Source organism: Sphingomonas sp. (assembly GCF_045810705.1).
GTDB lineage: Bacteria > Pseudomonadota > Alphaproteobacteria > Sphingomonadales > Sphingomonadaceae > Sphingomicrobium.
The window spans coordinates 45,400-59,008 of the sequence record NZ_JBJMVI010000002.1 but is presented as its reverse complement, the minus strand read 5'-3'; the positions used below and the strand labels follow the sequence as shown (position 1 = coordinate 59,008).

Below are 13,609 nucleotides of genomic sequence, written 5' to 3'. Positions count from 1 at the left end.
CTCAGCGAGCTGGCGGCGTTTCCATGATCTCCGTCAGCACGCCGCCCATGTCCTTGGGGTGGACGAAGAACACCAGCGTCCCGTGCGCGCCGATGCGCGGCTCGCCGAGCACGCGCGCGCCTTTGGCCTCGAACTCGGCCTTGGCGGCGTGGATGTCGGGCACTTCGAAGCACACGTGATGCTGACCGCCGAGCGGGTTCTTCTCGAGGAACCTCGCGATCGGAGAGTCCGCGCCCAGCGGCTCGATCAGCTCGATCTGGCTGTTGGGCGTGTCGACGAAGCACACGCGGACGCCCTGCGCGGGGAGGTCGAAGGCCGGCCCATGCGGCTCCGCGCCGAACATATTGCGATAGAGCGCGAGGCTGTTCTCGATCGACGGCGTCGCCACGCCGACGTGGTTGAGGCGGCCGAGCTTCATTGGTCGACCTTCACTTCCGTCGTCACGGAATTGGCGATGAAGCAGGCGTCGTGGGCGCGGTGGTGGAGGTCGGCGATCGCGGCTTGGTCGGGCGGGTTACCACTCCACGTCACGCGCGGGTGGAGCGTGACGCTAGTCATCGCCATCTTGCCGTCGGCGCGCTTCTCCAACACGCCTTCGGCCTCGTCGACATAGGAATCGACGACCAGCCCCGAGCGCCGCGCGAAGTCGACGAAGAACAGCATGTGACAGCTCGCGAGGCTGGCGACGAACGCCTCCTCCGGATCGACGCCGCCCGAGTCGGACCAGGGCGCGGGGACGACGTGCGGGCTCGCGCTTGCTGGGACCAATGCGCCGCCGTCGAACGCCCACTCATGCGCGCGGCTGTACTGGCCCTTGGCGAAGTCGCCGTCACCTGTGCGGCTCCAGCGGATCGTGGCGGTGTAGGTGCTCATGACTTCTAACCTACCAGGTCCACCACACCAGTTCCGTCGGCCACGTCGCGGAGGAACCGAATGCGGCGATCAAGTTCCTCCTCATAGCAGTACATTTTCCGATCGGAGATCGCTGAATTCGAGCCCCCGGGATATGCCGCAATGACGGTGCAGCTATTCTCGACGTACCGCTTCCAGGCAGCCTGGGAAGCATCGAGGTATTTGGGGTCCGTCCGATTATCGTTGTCGCCGTAGCGAGCAAAGCCCCGAGCGACAGCTTTGCGAGCCTTGATGAACTGTTGGGTCATCAGCAGCTCCTTGCGATCGATGCGAGCTCCCACGCATTTGCGCACCGTAAAAGGGTCGATGTTCCCGCATTCGCCTATCCGGTCGATGTTCGGCGCGGCCTTAACCGCAGGCAAAACCGAGGCGGGCAGAAACAGACACAAGAGCAGTAGGCTAAAGCGGAATATTGTCATGCTTCTTCCACGGGTTCTCGAGTTGCTTGTTGCGCAGCTTCCTTAGCCCCATCGCGACGCGCCGGCGGGTCGAGTGGGGCATGATCACCTCGTCGATGAAGCCCATGCTCGCCGCCACGAACGGGTTGGCGAAGCGCTCTTCATATTCCTGCGTGTGCTCGGCGATCTCCGCCTTGGTCTTGCCGCGGAAAATGATCTCGACCGCGCCCTTGGCCCCCATCACCGCGATCTCGGCGGTCGGCCAGGCGTAGTTCAAGTCGCCGCGCAGGTGCTTGGAGGCCATCACGTCGTAAGCGCCGCCATAGGCCTTGCGCGTGATCACCGTGATCTTGGGCACCGTCGCTTCAGCATAAGCGAACAGCAATTTCGCGCCATGCTTGATGATCCCGTGATGCTCCTGCCCGACGCCGGGCAAGAAGCCGGGCACGTCGACGAAGGTCAGGATGGGGATATCGAACGCGTCGCAGAAGCGGACGAAGCGCGCCGCCTTCTTGGCCGAATTGATGTCGAGCACGCCGGCGAGCACCATCGGCTGGTTGGCGACGACTCCGACGGTACGCCCCTCGATGCGGCAGAAGCCGACGATGATGTTCGCCGCGTGCGCCGGCATCAGCTCGAAGAAGTCGCCCTCGTCGGCCACCTTCCGAATGAGCTCGTGCATGTCATAGGGCGTCGCCGCGCTCGGCGGGACGAGCGTGTCGAGACTGTCCTCGATGCGGTCAACCGGGTCCTCGCACGGACGCTCGGGCAAATCGTGGCGATTCGACAAGGGCAGGAAGTCGACGAACTCGCGCGTCGCGAGCAGCGCGTCGATGTCGTTCTCGAACGCGACGTCGGCGACGCCCGACTTGGTCGTGTGGGTGACCGCGCCGCCCAGCTCCTCCTGGGTCACCACCTCGTTGGTGACGGTCTTCACCACCTCCGGGCCGGTGACGAACATGTAGCTTGAGTCCTTCACCATGAAGATGAAGTCGGTCATCGCCGGCGAATAGACCGCGCCGCCGGCGCACGGGCCCATGATCAGGCTGATCTGCGGGATGACACCGCTCGCGAGCACGTTGCGCTGGAACACATTGGCATAGCCGGCGAGGCTCGCGACGCCTTCCTGGATGCGGGCGCCGCCTGAGTCATTGAGCCCGATCACCGGCGCGCCGACCTTCATCGCCATGTCCATGACCTTGCAGATCTTCTCGGCATGGCGTTCCGACAAGGAGCCGCCAAATACGGTGAAGTCCTGGGCGAAGACGTAAACCAGCCGGCCGTTGATCGTGCCCGAGCCGGTGACGACGCCGTCGCCGGGGATTTTCTGCTCTGCCATCCCGAAGTCGGCGCAATTATGCTCGACGAACATGTCATATTCTTCGAAGCTGCCGGGATCGAGCAGCACGGACAGGCGCTCGCGCGCGGTCAGGCGGCCCTTGGCGTGCTGCGCCGCGATGCGCTTCTCGCCCCCGCCGAGCCGCGCCAGCTCGCGGCGTTTCTCGAGCTCTTCGATCGTGGTTGCCATCTCGCCGCGCGTCCCCATCTAAGAAGCTGGCCGAAGCTCCTTCCACGCGTACTTCGCCCGGTCAATGCGAGCCAGCGAGCACCGCTTGGCGCGGACCCGCACCGGTTCGACGATGTTGCAGTGCAACATGCATGAATTTCGGATTAACATTGATCAGTGTTGCGGAACCGTAACCGGTGCTCCCCGTTCTTTCGTGGGGAAACATGACACGGAGGATAAACGGAAAATGCTGACTCGCGTCGGGGTGCCTGTGGAGTTGGAAGCCGAGCACTCGGCGCCTGATCCCGTGCCCACAACTTTGATCTGCTTCTCGCACTTGCGGTGGAACTTCGTGTTCCAGCGGCCGCAGCACCTGATGTGCCGGTTCGCGCGCGAGATGAACGTCATCTTCTGGGAAGAGCCGATCGAGATCGGACCCAGGGAAACCGCTTTTCTTCAGGTGCGCGAGGCGCCCGATGCGGTCAAGGTCCGCGTCGTCGTCCCCCACCTGCCTCAGGGCATGCCGGACGACGCGCGCGATGCGGCGCTCAAGCGGCTGCTCGACGCGCACGTCGCGTCCATCCGCGGGCCGCTCGTTGCCTGGTATTACACGCCGATGATGCTGAGCTTCTCGCGCGATCTCGATCCCGACGTCACCGTTTATGACGCGATGGACGAGCTTTCGAAGTTCAAGTTCGCGCCGACGCATCTGCTCGCGCTCGAGCAGGAATTGATCGACCGGGCGGACGTGGTCTTCACCGGCGGCTCCAGCCTGTACGAGGCGAAGAAGCACCGCCACGACAGCGTCCATTGCTTCCCCTCGTCGGTCGACCGCGCCCATTTCTGCAAGGCGCGCGTCCGCCAGTTCGAGCCCGCCGACCAGGAGGATCTGCCGCGGCCGAGGCTCGGCTTCTACGGCGTGATCGACGAACGGTTCGACACGGCGCTACTCGACGCCGTCGCGGCGATGCGCCCCGACTGGTCGTTCGTGATGGTCGGCCCGGTCGTCAAGATCTCCGAGGAAGAGCTGCCGCGGCGGCACAACATCCATTATCTCGGGCCGAAGACTTACGGCCAGCTTCCCGCGTATTTGTCGGGCTGGGACGTGGCGCTGATGCCGTTCGCGATGAACGAGTCGACCCAGTTCATCTCCCCCACCAAGACGCCCGAATATCTCGCCGGTGGCAAGCCGGTGGTGTCGACTCCGATCAAGGACGTCGTGCGGCATTACGGGCAGCTCGAAGGCGTCAAGATCGCCTCCACGCCGGAGGAATTTGTCGCCGCCTGCGAGTCCGCGCTCGAGCTGTCGCGCCATCCGGAAAGCGGATGGCTGGCCGAGGCCGACCTCCTCCTGTCGGCGGCCAGCTGGGACACCACGCAGGCGCGCATGGCGGGCCTGATCGCCGAGCTGCTCGGCACGCGCACTGGCGCCAACTCGCAGGCGCTGCTTGTGGCCGCGGAATGAACGCGGCATTCCGGGGGGACCGCCGCTATGATTATCTGATCGTCGGAGCCGGGTTCGCCGGCTCCATCCTCGCCGAGCGCCTGGCCAGCCAGCACGGCGCGCGGGTGCTGCTGATCGACCGGCGGCCGCACATCGGCGGCAACGCCTACGACGAGCCCAACGAAGCCGGCATTCTGTATCACAAATATGGGCCGCACATCTTCCACACCAACAGCGATGCGGTCGTCGACTATCTGTCGCAGTTCACCGAGTGGCGGCCGTACGAGCATCGCGTGCTCGCCTTCGTTCGGGGGCAGCTGGTGCCGATTCCGATCAACCGCACCACGCTCAACCTGCTGTTCGACCTCGACCTCCAGACGGACGAACAAGCGGCCGAGTACCTCGCGTCGCGCGCCGAGCCGGTCGACGAAATCCGCACGTCCGAAGACGTGGTCGTCAACGCCGTCGGCCAGGAGCTCTACGAACTGTTCTTCCGCGGCTACACGCGCAAGCAATGGGGGCTCGATCCGAGCGAGCTCGACAAGCAGGTGACGAGCCGGATCCCGACGCGGACGAGCACCGACGACCGCTATTTCAGCGACACGTTCCAGGCGATGCCGCTCAATGGCTACACGGCGATGTTCGGGAAGATGCTCGATCGTCCACTGATCGAGGTGCGCACCGGCGTCGATTTCGCCGAGCTCAAGGACACAGCGCACGAACTTGCCGACCACATCATCTACACCGGCCCGATCGACGAATATTTCGATTTCCGCTTCGGCAAGCTGCCGTACCGGTCGCTGAAATTCGATCACCAGACGCTCGAGCAGGAGCGGTTCCAGCCGGTCGCGGTGGTCAATTATCCGTGCGAGGAAGTGCCGTTCACCCGCATCAGCGAGTACAAATATCTGACCGGGCAGGAATCGCCGGTGACGACCATCACCTACGAATATCCGTCGGCAGAGGGCGATCCTTATTATCCGATCCCGCGGCCCGAGAACCAGGAACTGTTCAAGAAGTACGAGGCGCTCGCCGACGCGACGGAAGATGTCACCTTCGTCGGGCGGCTCGCGACCTACCGCTATTACAACATGGACCAGATCGTCGGCCAGGCGCTCGCCACCTTCCGGCGCATAGACGAGAAGGTGAAGGAACGGCACGAGCCCGCCGCCGTCGCCGCCGAATAGGAAAAACGCGTGCGAGAGCAGGGACAATCCCGCTTTCGCTTCCGGCGAGCCGGCCATATGAGCGGTTTCGTGGCCACTCATGAAGCGCTCGCTCCAGCTGCGGGTACCTACGTCAATCCGATCCTCGATTGGGATTTCCCCGATCCGGCCGTGATCCAGGCGCCGGACGGCTATTACTACGCCTATGCAACGCAGACGCTGCGCGACGGCCACTGGACCAACATCCAGGTCGCGCGCTCGAAGGACCTCGTCGATTGGGAACATCGCGGCGACGCGCTTCCCGAAAAGCCGGTCTGGGCGCGCATGACGCAGGACTTCTGGGCGCCGAGCGTGATCTGGGACGGCACGACCTACTTCATGTATTATTCGGCAACGCCCGACGTCTGCGAGCGCCACGAGCGGGGGCATGCCCTGGCCATCGCCACCTCGCCTTATCCCGACGGTCCGTTCGTCGACATGGGGAAGCCGCTGCTGGTCGGGACCGGCTTCGAATTCATCGATCCGATGGCCTTCGACGATCCCGCGACCGGAAAGCACCTGCTCTACTGGGGATCGGACTTCCGGCCGATCAGCGTGCAGGAGCTTGGCCCCGACCGCATGTCCTTCGCCGAAGGAAGCAAGCCGATCGACCTCATCTGGCCCAACGGCAAGGAAGGCGCGTTCCCGCGGCTGGTCGAAGCCTCGTGGCTGCTGCACCGCGAAGGCCATTATTATCTCTTCTATTCAGGCGACAATTGCTGCGGACCCGATGCCGAATATGGCGTGATGGTCGCCCGCTCTGATAGCGCCATCGGGCCGTTCGAGACGCTCGAGCAGGCCAAGGGCGTGCCGCACAGCCTGATGCTTCACATGAGCGATCGCTGGCTTGCGCCGGGACACAATACGATTGCGACCGACCGGGCTGGACAGGACTGGATCATTTATCACGCAATCGACGTGAACCGGCCGCGCCAACGCCAGGAGGACGAGATCAACAGCCGGCGCGTGCTGCTGATCGACCGCATCGAGTGGAACGACGGCTGGCCTTATGTCGGCACTCCCTCCGACGGACCGCAGGCCGCGCCCGTTACCTAGGGGCGAGCGCCGCCGACGGCGCGCGGACGCGAGCGCCGCTTCCGCTCCTCCTCCATCTGGGCGAATTCCTCGCGTTGCCGCTCGAATTCGGCGAGCAGCCGTTGGTCCACGTGCCGGCTTCCGTTGGCGACCACCGTCGAGAACAGTCCGGTCTCGGCATGCCTCGAATTGTCCCAGCCGGGATAAGCGGTGATCGGGTACCAGCAAATTCCCCGCACATCGACTCCGCGGCTCATCGCCTCGCGGACCTCGTTGGAGACATAATGGAGCCAGGACGGCTTGCCGCTGCCTTCCGCCCCGGTTTCGGAAAGGAACATCGGCTTTTGGTACCGCTCGGCGATTTCGACGAGCATGTCGGCCAGCGGGCGGTATTCGTGGTGGCCCATCGGGACGGTCGGGCCTTTGAAGTACCACTGGTTGTGCGGGTAGAAATTCCATCCGACCACATCGACGAATGACGCGTCGCCCCCAAGCTCCGGCCGCGCCAGGCCCATGATCCAGTCGTAGGCCTCGTACATGCCCTGGCGATTGCGCTCGGCATCGGCGATGGTGCGCCGCCGTCCGTCATGCGGCGCGATGTGGATCAAGGGCTCGGCCCAGATGATCGTCGCGTCGGGCCAGCGCTCCCGGATCGCCCGGGCTGTGCTGATTGCGGTCCTGACGAGCTGCTCCTTGAACCAGCCGCGCTGTTTCGGCCCGACCTGTGGGAAATAGCCGTCGTCGACCGCCCAGGAGAGGAAATTGATCTCGTTCAGCGGGCACAGGACCGGCGGCCCGTCGCTGACCGACTGCTGCACCTCGACCGCCGCCACGGCGAAATCGGTGAAGCGCTCGGGGAAGTCGGGCGCGCCTGGATCGATGCAGTCGGGGCAGCCGTAGTGAAACAGGTCCCAGATGACCTGCAATCCCGCCTCCTCGGCAGCCTCGAGCATCGGCAGCCAGCTCGACCAGTCATATTGGCCCGGCGACTTCTCGATGAGGTGCCAGCGAAGGCCGTCGCGGACCGTCCCGAAGCCGTGGGCCTTGCATAGGCGATAGTCGACGAGCGCATGCTTGCCGTGACCGGTGGCCCTGATCAGGTCCAGGCGCACGCCGTCCCGCCGCCGATGCGACGAGCATTCGAAACCAGCCTGGAAGAAGCTGGCGAAACTCATCCCGGATTCGCTCTTCATCAATCCCCAAATGCCTGAACCCCGAAATCGAGCCGATCAACGCAAAAAGCGCAACTGCCGTTTCCGTTGCCTGCGCCCGCGGTCTGGACGGTAGCGCGGCGCCGACGGCCGACGCCAGTGGCACAATTGCCTCGCTGGTGCTTTCTGCCGCTTGATGACGTCCACGACACGCCAGAATTGGCCCGCCCGGCTGTGGCTGGTCCGGCATGGCCAGAGCCAGGGCAATGTCGCGCGCGACGCCGCCGACGAGGCGGGCGCGCATCTGATCGACATCGACATGCGCGACGTCGATGTGCCGCTGTCGGCGCTCGGCGTGGACCAGGCCAGGGCCGCCGGCCGCTGGTTCGCCGAGCTTCCGCGAAACGAGCGGCCCGAGATCATCCTCTCCTCGCCTTATGTCCGCGCCAAGCAAACCGCCGCGCTGATCTGCGAGCAAGGCGCGCTGGCTGGCGGACCCGAGCGGACCATTCTCGACGAACGGCTGCGCGAACGCGAGTTCGGCATCTTCGATCGGCTGACGACCGCCGGGATCCGACACAAATTCCCCGAGGAGGCCGCGCACCGGCGGCGCCTCGGCAAATTCTATCACCGCCCGCCCGGCGGGGAGAGCTGGGCCGACGTTATCCTGCGCCTCCGTTCGATGCTCAACACGATCAACCTGCACTATTGCGACCGGCGCGTGCTGATCGTCTGCCACCAGGTCGTGGTCCTGTGTTTCCGCTACATCCTCGAAGAACTCGACGAGCAGGCGATCCTCGGGATCGACAAGCAGTCCGAGGTGCTCAACTGCGGCATTGCCGCCTACGAGTTCCAGCCCGACGCCGAGGGCCTGTGCGTGCCCGCGCTCGAACTGTGGAATCACGGCGCGCCGCTCGAAGCCGAAGGGGCGCCGAAAACGTCTGCGCCTGACGCTATGGCCGGGACTCGATGAAGCTCGACCGCGCGGCGCTCGACGCGCATCCGCTTCCCCCAATCGTCGACGGCGGCAAGGAGACCAAGGGTCGCGTGCTGATTGTCGCCGGAAGCCGCGAGGTGCCCGGCGCGGCGCTGCTCGCAGCCACCGCCGCAATGCGCGCCGGGGCCGGCAAGCTGCGCATCGCGACCGTCGAGAGCATCACCGTCCAGCTCGGCATCGCGATGCCCGAAGCGATGGTCGTCGGTCTGCCCGAAGACGACGAAGGCGGGTTCACAAGCGGCGCGGCCAAGGCCATCGGCGGGCAGGCAGAAAAGGTCGATGCCGTCGTCGCCGGGCCGGGCATGATGAAAGGCGAAGCCTGCGCGAAGATCGCCGACGCCTTGCTCGCCTCGGACGCGCGCCTGGCGCTCGACGCCGCCCTGCTCCATTCGCTCGAGCCGCCCGATGGCGGGCGTTCGACCGCGCCTGTGCTCCTCCCGCACGTCGGGGAGCTCGCGGCGCTGCTCGACTGTGATGAGGAGAAGATCGAACGCGATCCGGTCGGCTGCGGCCGCCGGGCGGCCGAGCTCTACCGGTCGGTGGTGCTGGTCAAGGGAGTGACCAGCCATGTCGTCACCCCCGAGGGCGCGGTCTGGACCTATGACGGCGGCGCCCCCGGGGTCGGCGTTTCGGGCAGCGGCGACGTGCTTGCGGGGATCGTGGGCGCCCTGCTCGCCCGCGGCGCGGAGCCGCTCACCGCGCTGCTGTGGGCGGTCTGGCTGCACGGCGAAGCCGGCGCCGCGCTCGGGAAACGGATTGGGCCGATCGGCTTCCTCGCCCGCGAGATGGCCAACGAGGTTCCCGCCCTACTTCCGCGCTGACGCCTGCGCCGTCTGGTAGCGCTCGAGCTCGTCGCCGATAAGTCGGACGACATGGAGCACGTTGGTCGAGCCGGCGGTTCCAAACGGCACGCCGGCCATCAGCACGATGCGGTCGCCACCCTTGGCGATATTGTGGCGCAGCGCCATCCGCTTGCCCTTCTCGACCATCTCTTCGAAGCTCGAGACGTCGCGCGAGTGGACAGCGTGGACGCCCCACAGCAGCCCCATCCGGCGCGCTGTGACTTGCGACGGACTCATCGCCAGCAGCGGCACGGGCGGCCGTTCGCGCGCGATGCGGCGGGCCGTCGCGCCCGAGCTCGTGTAGCAGACCATCGCCGTCGCCGAGATGGTCGTGACGATTTGCCGAGCCGAGCCCGCGAGCGCATCCGCCGTCGTCGCTTCGAGCCGGGTCTGGGTGAAATGGATCCGCGCCTGGTAGGACGGATCGCGTTCGACGCTGGTGGCAATGCGGTCCATCATCTGCACGGCTTCGCAAGGGTATTGCCCGGTCGCGCTTTCGGCCGACAGCATCACCGCGTCGGCGCCGTCGTAGATCGCGGTCGCGACGTCGCTGACCTCGGCCCGGGTCGGCGTCGGCGAGGTCACCATCGATTCGAGCATTTGCGTCGCGACCACGACCGGCTTGCCGAATTGGCGCGCGGTGGCGACGATCCGGTTCTGCATCGGCGGCACTTGCTCGGGCGGAAGCTCGACTCCGAGGTCGCCGCGCGCGACCATCACCGCGTCGGCGAGCGCGACGATGTCGTTCAGGCGATCGATCGCCGCCGGCTTTTCGATCTTGGCGAGGAGCGCCGCGCGGTCGCCGATCAGCGCGCGCGCCTCGGCCACGTCTTCCGGCCGCTGGACGAATGACAAGGCGATCCAGTCGGCGCGCTGGTCGAGCGCGAACTGGAGGTCATCGCGATCCTTTTCGGTGAGCGCCGGGATCGGCACCACCACGTCGGGCACGTTGACCCCCTTATTGTCCGACACCATGCCGCCGACCCGTACTTCCGTGATGATCCGGCTGGCGTCCGCCTCCACGACCTTCAACCGGACCTTGCCGTCATCGATCAGGATGTTGGTGCCGGGCCGGATCGACTCGAACAGTTCAGGGTGCGGCAGCTGGACGCGGCCGCAGGACCCCGAGGCCTCATCCTGATCGAGCATGAAACGCTCGCCCTTCTCGAGCATTGTCCGGCCGCCCTCGAAATGGCCTACTCGCAGCTTGGGGCCTTGCAGGTCGAACAGGATCGTGGTCGGCCGCTTGAACTCCTTTTCCAGGGCTCGAATATGGTCGACCAGCTTGGCCTTCTGCTTCTGGTCGCCGTGGCTCATGTTGATCCGGAACGCGTCGGCGCCCGCGAGCATCAGCTTGCGAATCATCGCCGGACTGCTGGTCGCGGGACCGAGCGTCGCCAGGATCTTCACCTTGCGCGAACGTGGAGCGAGAGTTTCTGTCAATGTCATTCCTTCTAGGGCGCCCGCCTTAGCCGCTTGATATGACCGTTCAACCCGTTAGAGCCTTGGCCTTGCACATCGACATCGGAGTTCATCAAACATGGCGGAAGGCACCGTCGCGGCGGATCAGCTGCGGCTGTTTATCGAGCGCATCGAGCGGCTCGAGGAAGAGAAGAAGGGCATCGCCGACGATGTCCGCGACGTCTATGCCGAGGCCAAGGCCAACGGCTACGACACCAAAACGATGCGGGCGATCGTAAGACTGAGGAAGATGGAGACGCACGCGCGGCAGGAAGCCGACGCGCTGCTCGAAACCTATCGCACGGCGCTCGGCCTGGCGTAAGGAACCGCCATGGCCGGCCATTCCAAATACAAGAACATCATGTACCGGAAGGGGGCGCAGGATAAGAAGCGCTCGGCCCTCTTCTCGAAATTGAGCCGCGAGATCACGGTCGCGGCGAAAATGGGCATACCGGACCCCGACGCCAATGCGCGCCTGAGGGCCGCGATGATCGCCGCCCGCGCCCAGTCGATGCCCAAGGACAATATCCAGCGATCGATCGACAAGGCGGCGGGCGGCGACGCCGCCAATTACGAGGAGATCCGCTACGAGGGCTTCGGCCCCGGCGGAGTCGCGATCATCGTCGAGGCGCTGACCGACAACCGCAACCGCACCGCGACCAACGTCCGCACGATCTTCTCCAAGAACGGCGGCAATCTCGGCGCCAGCGGCAGCGTCAGCCACGGTTTCGAGCGGCTCGGCCTGATCGAATATCCGGCCGGCGCCGGCGATGCCGACAAGATCCTAGAAGCCGCAATCGAGGCCGGCGCCGAGGACGTCGAAAGCGACGAGGACGGACACCGCATCTGGACGGCCATCGACAGCCTGCACGAAGTCGCGCGCGCGCTCGAGCCGATGCTGGGCGAGGGCGAAGGCGCGAAGCTCGCGTGGAAGCCCGCGACCGAGGTCGAGGTCCGCGGCGACGATGCGCAGCAGCTGATGAGGCTCATCGACGCGCTCGACGAGGATGACGATATCCAGACGGTCTGGGGCAATTACGACGTCCCCGAGGAAGAGCTGGCTAACCTCGCGTGAAGATTCTCGGTCTTGATCCCGGCCTCGGCACGACCGGCTGGGGACTGATCGAGGCCGAGGGCAACCGCCTCACGCACGTCGCCAACGGGCAGATCAAGACCGACACCTCGGCACCGCTGGCCCGACGGCTGGCCGCCCTCGCGGATCAACTGGAAGCACTGATCGGCGATCATGCGCCCGCCGCCGCCGCGGTCGAGGAGGTGTTCGTCAACAAGAACCCGCAATCGACGCTGAAGCTCGGCCAGGCGCGCGGCGTGGCCTTGATGTGCGCCGCCCGCGCCGGGATCGAGGTCGGCGAATACGCGCCAACCCTGGTCAAGAAGGCAGTGGTCGGCACCGGCGGCGCCGAGAAAGCGCAGGTCCACACGATGGTGTCACGGCTGCTTCCCGGCGTGACGATCGCCGGCCCGGACGCCGCCGACGCGCTTGCCGTCGCCATCACGCATGCGCATCATCTGGCGACCAGCCGCCGCATGGCTTAAGCCTGCGTCTGATGATCGCGCGCCTCACTGGAATCCTCGCTGAAATCGGCGGCGACAGCGCCGTCGTCGTCGTCGGCGGCGTCGGCTACCAGGTCCAGCTCAGCGGACGGACGCTGGCGGCGCTCGGGGCCATCGGCGGCGAAGTGCTGATCCTGACCGAGCTGCAGGTGCGCGAGGACGCCTGGACGCTGTTCGGCTTCGGCTCGCCCGCCGAGCGCGACGCGTTCCGCGCCTTGACGTCGATCCAGGGCGTCGGCGGCCGCCTCGCGCTCGCGATCCTCTCGGCGCTTTCACCCGACGAGCTCGCCCGCGCCGTCGCGCAGGACGACAAGGCGATGATCGGCCGCGCCAACGGCGTCGGACCCAAGCTCGCCGCGCGCATCGCCAACGAGCTCCAGGGCAAGCTCGGCGCAGTCGGTCTCGGCGGCATCGGACCCGCACCCCGGGCCGGAGCCGCCGCCGACGCGCTCTCCGCGCTCGCCAACCTCGGCTTCAAGCCGGCCGACGCTAGCGTCGCCGTCAACGCGGCGGTCGATGACCTCGGCGCGGAGGCTTCGCTCGACGCCTTGGTCCGCCTCGCGCTCAAGAAAGCGGCAAGATGACCGAGCACAACGCCTCCTGCCGCTGCGGCCAGCTCCGCGCGATCGCCAGCGGGGATCCGGTGCGCGTCTCGGTGTGCCACTGCCTCGCCTGCCAGAAGCGCACCGGCAGCGCCTTTTCCGCTCAGGTCCGCTGGCCCGCCGACTGCGTCGAAATCGAGGGGGTGTCGAAGGAATGGACGCGCACCGCCGACAGCGGCCAGACGACGACCTACAGCTTCTGCCCGGAATGCGGCTCGACCGTCCACTACAGCGGCGGCAACTTTCCCGACGTGATCGCCATCCCTCTGGGCGCGCTCGACGACCCCTATATCGTCGACAGTCCCGATTATTCGGTGTGGGAGCGGAGGCGGCACGACTGGATCGAGATCATCGACGAAGACGTCGAACATTCCGCTTGAAATCTCTGTCCTACAGCGCCGGCAATGTGCATCATCGCGGCATGGCCGTTTTGTTCGCATTGAGATCCAGCAAGCGAGCTCGGACTCACGTGCGCGCACG

At 65.9% G+C, this 13,609-nt stretch carries 16 protein-coding genes; 10 read left to right on the top strand and 6 right to left on the bottom strand.

Features of this window, described 5'->3' with window-relative positions:
• Position 1: 1 nt before the first annotated feature.
• Genes mce through ACJ8FR_RS00315 form a run of 4 tightly spaced genes read right to left on the bottom strand, consistent with a single transcriptional unit; the run spans position 2 to position 2,838 of the window.
• Entirely contained in the window at positions 2-418 is a 417-nt protein-coding gene (gene mce / locus ACJ8FR_RS00330) for a methylmalonyl-CoA epimerase (protein WP_407826609.1), read from the bottom strand.
• The gene (locus ACJ8FR_RS00325; protein WP_407826608.1) at positions 415-873 is read right to left on the bottom strand and encodes an OsmC family protein; all 459 of its coding nucleotides are present in this window, start codon (positions 871-873) and stop codon (positions 415-417) included. The genes mce and ACJ8FR_RS00325 overlap by 4 nt, the downstream gene beginning before the upstream one ends.
• 5 nt (positions 874-878) lie before the next feature.
• On the bottom strand, positions 879-1,331 hold the full coding sequence (locus ACJ8FR_RS00320) for a lysozyme inhibitor LprI family protein (RefSeq protein ID WP_407826607.1): 453 nt from the start codon (positions 1,329-1,331) through the stop codon (positions 879-881).
• Entirely contained in the window at positions 1,312-2,838 is a 1,527-nt protein-coding gene (locus tag ACJ8FR_RS00315; RefSeq protein WP_407826606.1) for an acyl-CoA carboxylase subunit beta, read from the bottom strand. The genes ACJ8FR_RS00320 and ACJ8FR_RS00315 overlap by 20 nt, the downstream gene beginning before the upstream one ends.
• 286 nt (positions 2,839-3,124) lie before the next feature.
• Here ACJ8FR_RS00315 and ACJ8FR_RS00310 point away from each other — a divergent pair, with 286 nt between their 5' ends.
• The 3 genes from ACJ8FR_RS00310 to ACJ8FR_RS00300 all read left to right on the top strand — a co-directional run bounded on the left by ACJ8FR_RS00310 (position 3,125) and on the right by ACJ8FR_RS00300 (position 6,522).
• Positions 3,125-4,282 carry a glycosyltransferase family 1 protein gene (locus tag ACJ8FR_RS00310; RefSeq protein ID WP_407826605.1) on the top strand — a complete coding sequence of 386 codons (1,158 nt, stop codon included), beginning with the start codon at positions 3,125-3,127 and terminating at the stop codon, positions 4,280-4,282.
• Positions 4,279-5,448, top strand: a complete 1,170-nt coding sequence (gene glf, locus ACJ8FR_RS00305; RefSeq protein WP_407826604.1) for a UDP-galactopyranose mutase — start codon at positions 4,279-4,281, stop codon at positions 5,446-5,448. Before ACJ8FR_RS00310 ends, glf begins: the two co-directional genes overlap by 4 nt.
• Positions 5,449-5,517: 69 nt before the next feature.
• Positions 5,518-6,522 carry a glycoside hydrolase family 43 protein gene (locus tag ACJ8FR_RS00300; protein WP_407826603.1) on the top strand — a complete coding sequence of 335 codons (1,005 nt, stop codon included), beginning with the start codon at positions 5,518-5,520 and terminating at the stop codon, positions 6,520-6,522.
• Here ACJ8FR_RS00300 and ACJ8FR_RS00295 read toward each other — a convergent pair.
• A complete protein-coding gene (locus ACJ8FR_RS00295) occupies positions 6,519-7,694 on the bottom strand; it encodes a hypothetical protein (protein ID WP_407826602.1) in 1,176 nt (391 codons plus the stop codon). The genes ACJ8FR_RS00300 and ACJ8FR_RS00295 overlap by 4 nt on opposite strands.
• 154 nt (positions 7,695-7,848) lie before the next feature.
• On the opposite strand from ACJ8FR_RS00295, the gene ACJ8FR_RS00290 reads away from it, so the two are divergent.
• Positions 7,849-8,625: a histidine phosphatase family protein gene (locus ACJ8FR_RS00290; protein WP_407826601.1), complete on the top strand. Its 777-nt coding sequence runs from the start codon at positions 7,849-7,851 to the stop codon at positions 8,623-8,625.
• Positions 8,622-9,470, top strand: a complete 849-nt coding sequence (locus ACJ8FR_RS00285) for an NAD(P)H-hydrate dehydratase (protein WP_407826600.1) — start codon at positions 8,622-8,624, stop codon at positions 9,468-9,470. The genes ACJ8FR_RS00290 and ACJ8FR_RS00285 overlap by 4 nt, the downstream gene beginning before the upstream one ends.
• On the opposite strand, the gene pyk is transcribed toward ACJ8FR_RS00285, so the two are convergent.
• The gene (gene pyk / locus ACJ8FR_RS00280) at positions 9,456-10,934 is read right to left on the bottom strand and encodes a pyruvate kinase (RefSeq protein ID WP_407826599.1); all 1,479 of its coding nucleotides are present in this window, start codon (positions 10,932-10,934) and stop codon (positions 9,456-9,458) included. The genes ACJ8FR_RS00285 and pyk overlap by 15 nt on opposite strands.
• 97 nt (positions 10,935-11,031) lie before the next feature.
• Here pyk and ACJ8FR_RS00275 point away from each other — a divergent pair, with 97 nt between their 5' ends.
• From ACJ8FR_RS00275 to ACJ8FR_RS00255, 5 genes are read left to right on the top strand one after another with little or no spacing between them, the layout of a single operon-like run.
• Entirely contained in the window at positions 11,032-11,274 is a 243-nt protein-coding gene (locus tag ACJ8FR_RS00275) for a DUF2312 domain-containing protein (RefSeq protein WP_407826598.1), read from the top strand.
• 9 nt (positions 11,275-11,283) lie between these two features.
• A complete protein-coding gene (locus ACJ8FR_RS00270; RefSeq protein WP_407826597.1) occupies positions 11,284-12,027 on the top strand; it encodes a YebC/PmpR family DNA-binding transcriptional regulator in 744 nt (247 codons plus the stop codon).
• Positions 12,024-12,509, top strand: coding sequence for a crossover junction endodeoxyribonuclease RuvC (gene ruvC, locus ACJ8FR_RS00265; RefSeq protein ID WP_407826596.1), 486 nt, complete (start codon positions 12,024-12,026; stop codon positions 12,507-12,509). The genes ACJ8FR_RS00270 and ruvC overlap by 4 nt, the downstream gene beginning before the upstream one ends.
• A gap of 11 nt (positions 12,510-12,520) precedes the next feature.
• Entirely contained in the window at positions 12,521-13,111 is a 591-nt protein-coding gene (gene ruvA, locus ACJ8FR_RS00260; protein ID WP_407826595.1) for a Holliday junction branch migration protein RuvA, read from the top strand.
• Positions 13,108-13,509 carry a GFA family protein gene (locus tag ACJ8FR_RS00255; protein WP_407826594.1) on the top strand — a complete coding sequence of 134 codons (402 nt, stop codon included), beginning with the start codon at positions 13,108-13,110 and terminating at the stop codon, positions 13,507-13,509. Before ruvA ends, ACJ8FR_RS00255 begins: the two co-directional genes overlap by 4 nt.
• Positions 13,510-13,609: the final 100 nt, after the last annotated feature.

Bases quoted from the DNA above. Each gene is read 5' to 3' on its own strand.
- glf (WP_407826604.1), top strand. From the start codon at position 4,279: ATGAACGCGGCATTCCGGGGGGACCGCCGCTATGATTATCTGATCGTC.
- ACJ8FR_RS00270 (WP_407826597.1), top strand. From the start codon at position 11,284: ATGGCCGGCCATTCCAAATACAAGAACATCATGTACCGGAAGGGGGCG.
- ACJ8FR_RS00320 (WP_407826607.1), bottom strand. From the start codon at position 1,331: ATGACAATATTCCGCTTTAGCCTACTGCTCTTGTGTCTGTTTCTGCCC.
- ACJ8FR_RS00285 (WP_407826600.1), top strand. From the start codon at position 8,622: ATGAAGCTCGACCGCGCGGCGCTCGACGCGCATCCGCTTCCCCCAATC.
- ACJ8FR_RS00295 (WP_407826602.1), bottom strand. From the start codon at position 7,694: ATGAAGAGCGAATCCGGGATGAGTTTCGCCAGCTTCTTCCAGGCTGGT.
- ACJ8FR_RS00290 (WP_407826601.1), top strand. From the start codon at position 7,849: ATGACGTCCACGACACGCCAGAATTGGCCCGCCCGGCTGTGGCTGGTC.
- mce (WP_407826609.1), bottom strand. From the start codon at position 418: ATGAAGCTCGGCCGCCTCAACCACGTCGGCGTGGCGACGCCGTCGATC.
- ruvA (WP_407826595.1), top strand. From the start codon at position 12,521: ATGATCGCGCGCCTCACTGGAATCCTCGCTGAAATCGGCGGCGACAGC.
- ACJ8FR_RS00255 (WP_407826594.1), top strand. From the start codon at position 13,108: ATGACCGAGCACAACGCCTCCTGCCGCTGCGGCCAGCTCCGCGCGATC.
- ACJ8FR_RS00325 (WP_407826608.1), bottom strand. From the start codon at position 873: ATGAGCACCTACACCGCCACGATCCGCTGGAGCCGCACAGGTGACGGC.
- ACJ8FR_RS00315 (WP_407826606.1), bottom strand. From the start codon at position 2,838: ATGGCAACCACGATCGAAGAGCTCGAGAAACGCCGCGAGCTGGCGCGG.
- ACJ8FR_RS00275 (WP_407826598.1), top strand. From the start codon at position 11,032: ATGGCGGAAGGCACCGTCGCGGCGGATCAGCTGCGGCTGTTTATCGAG.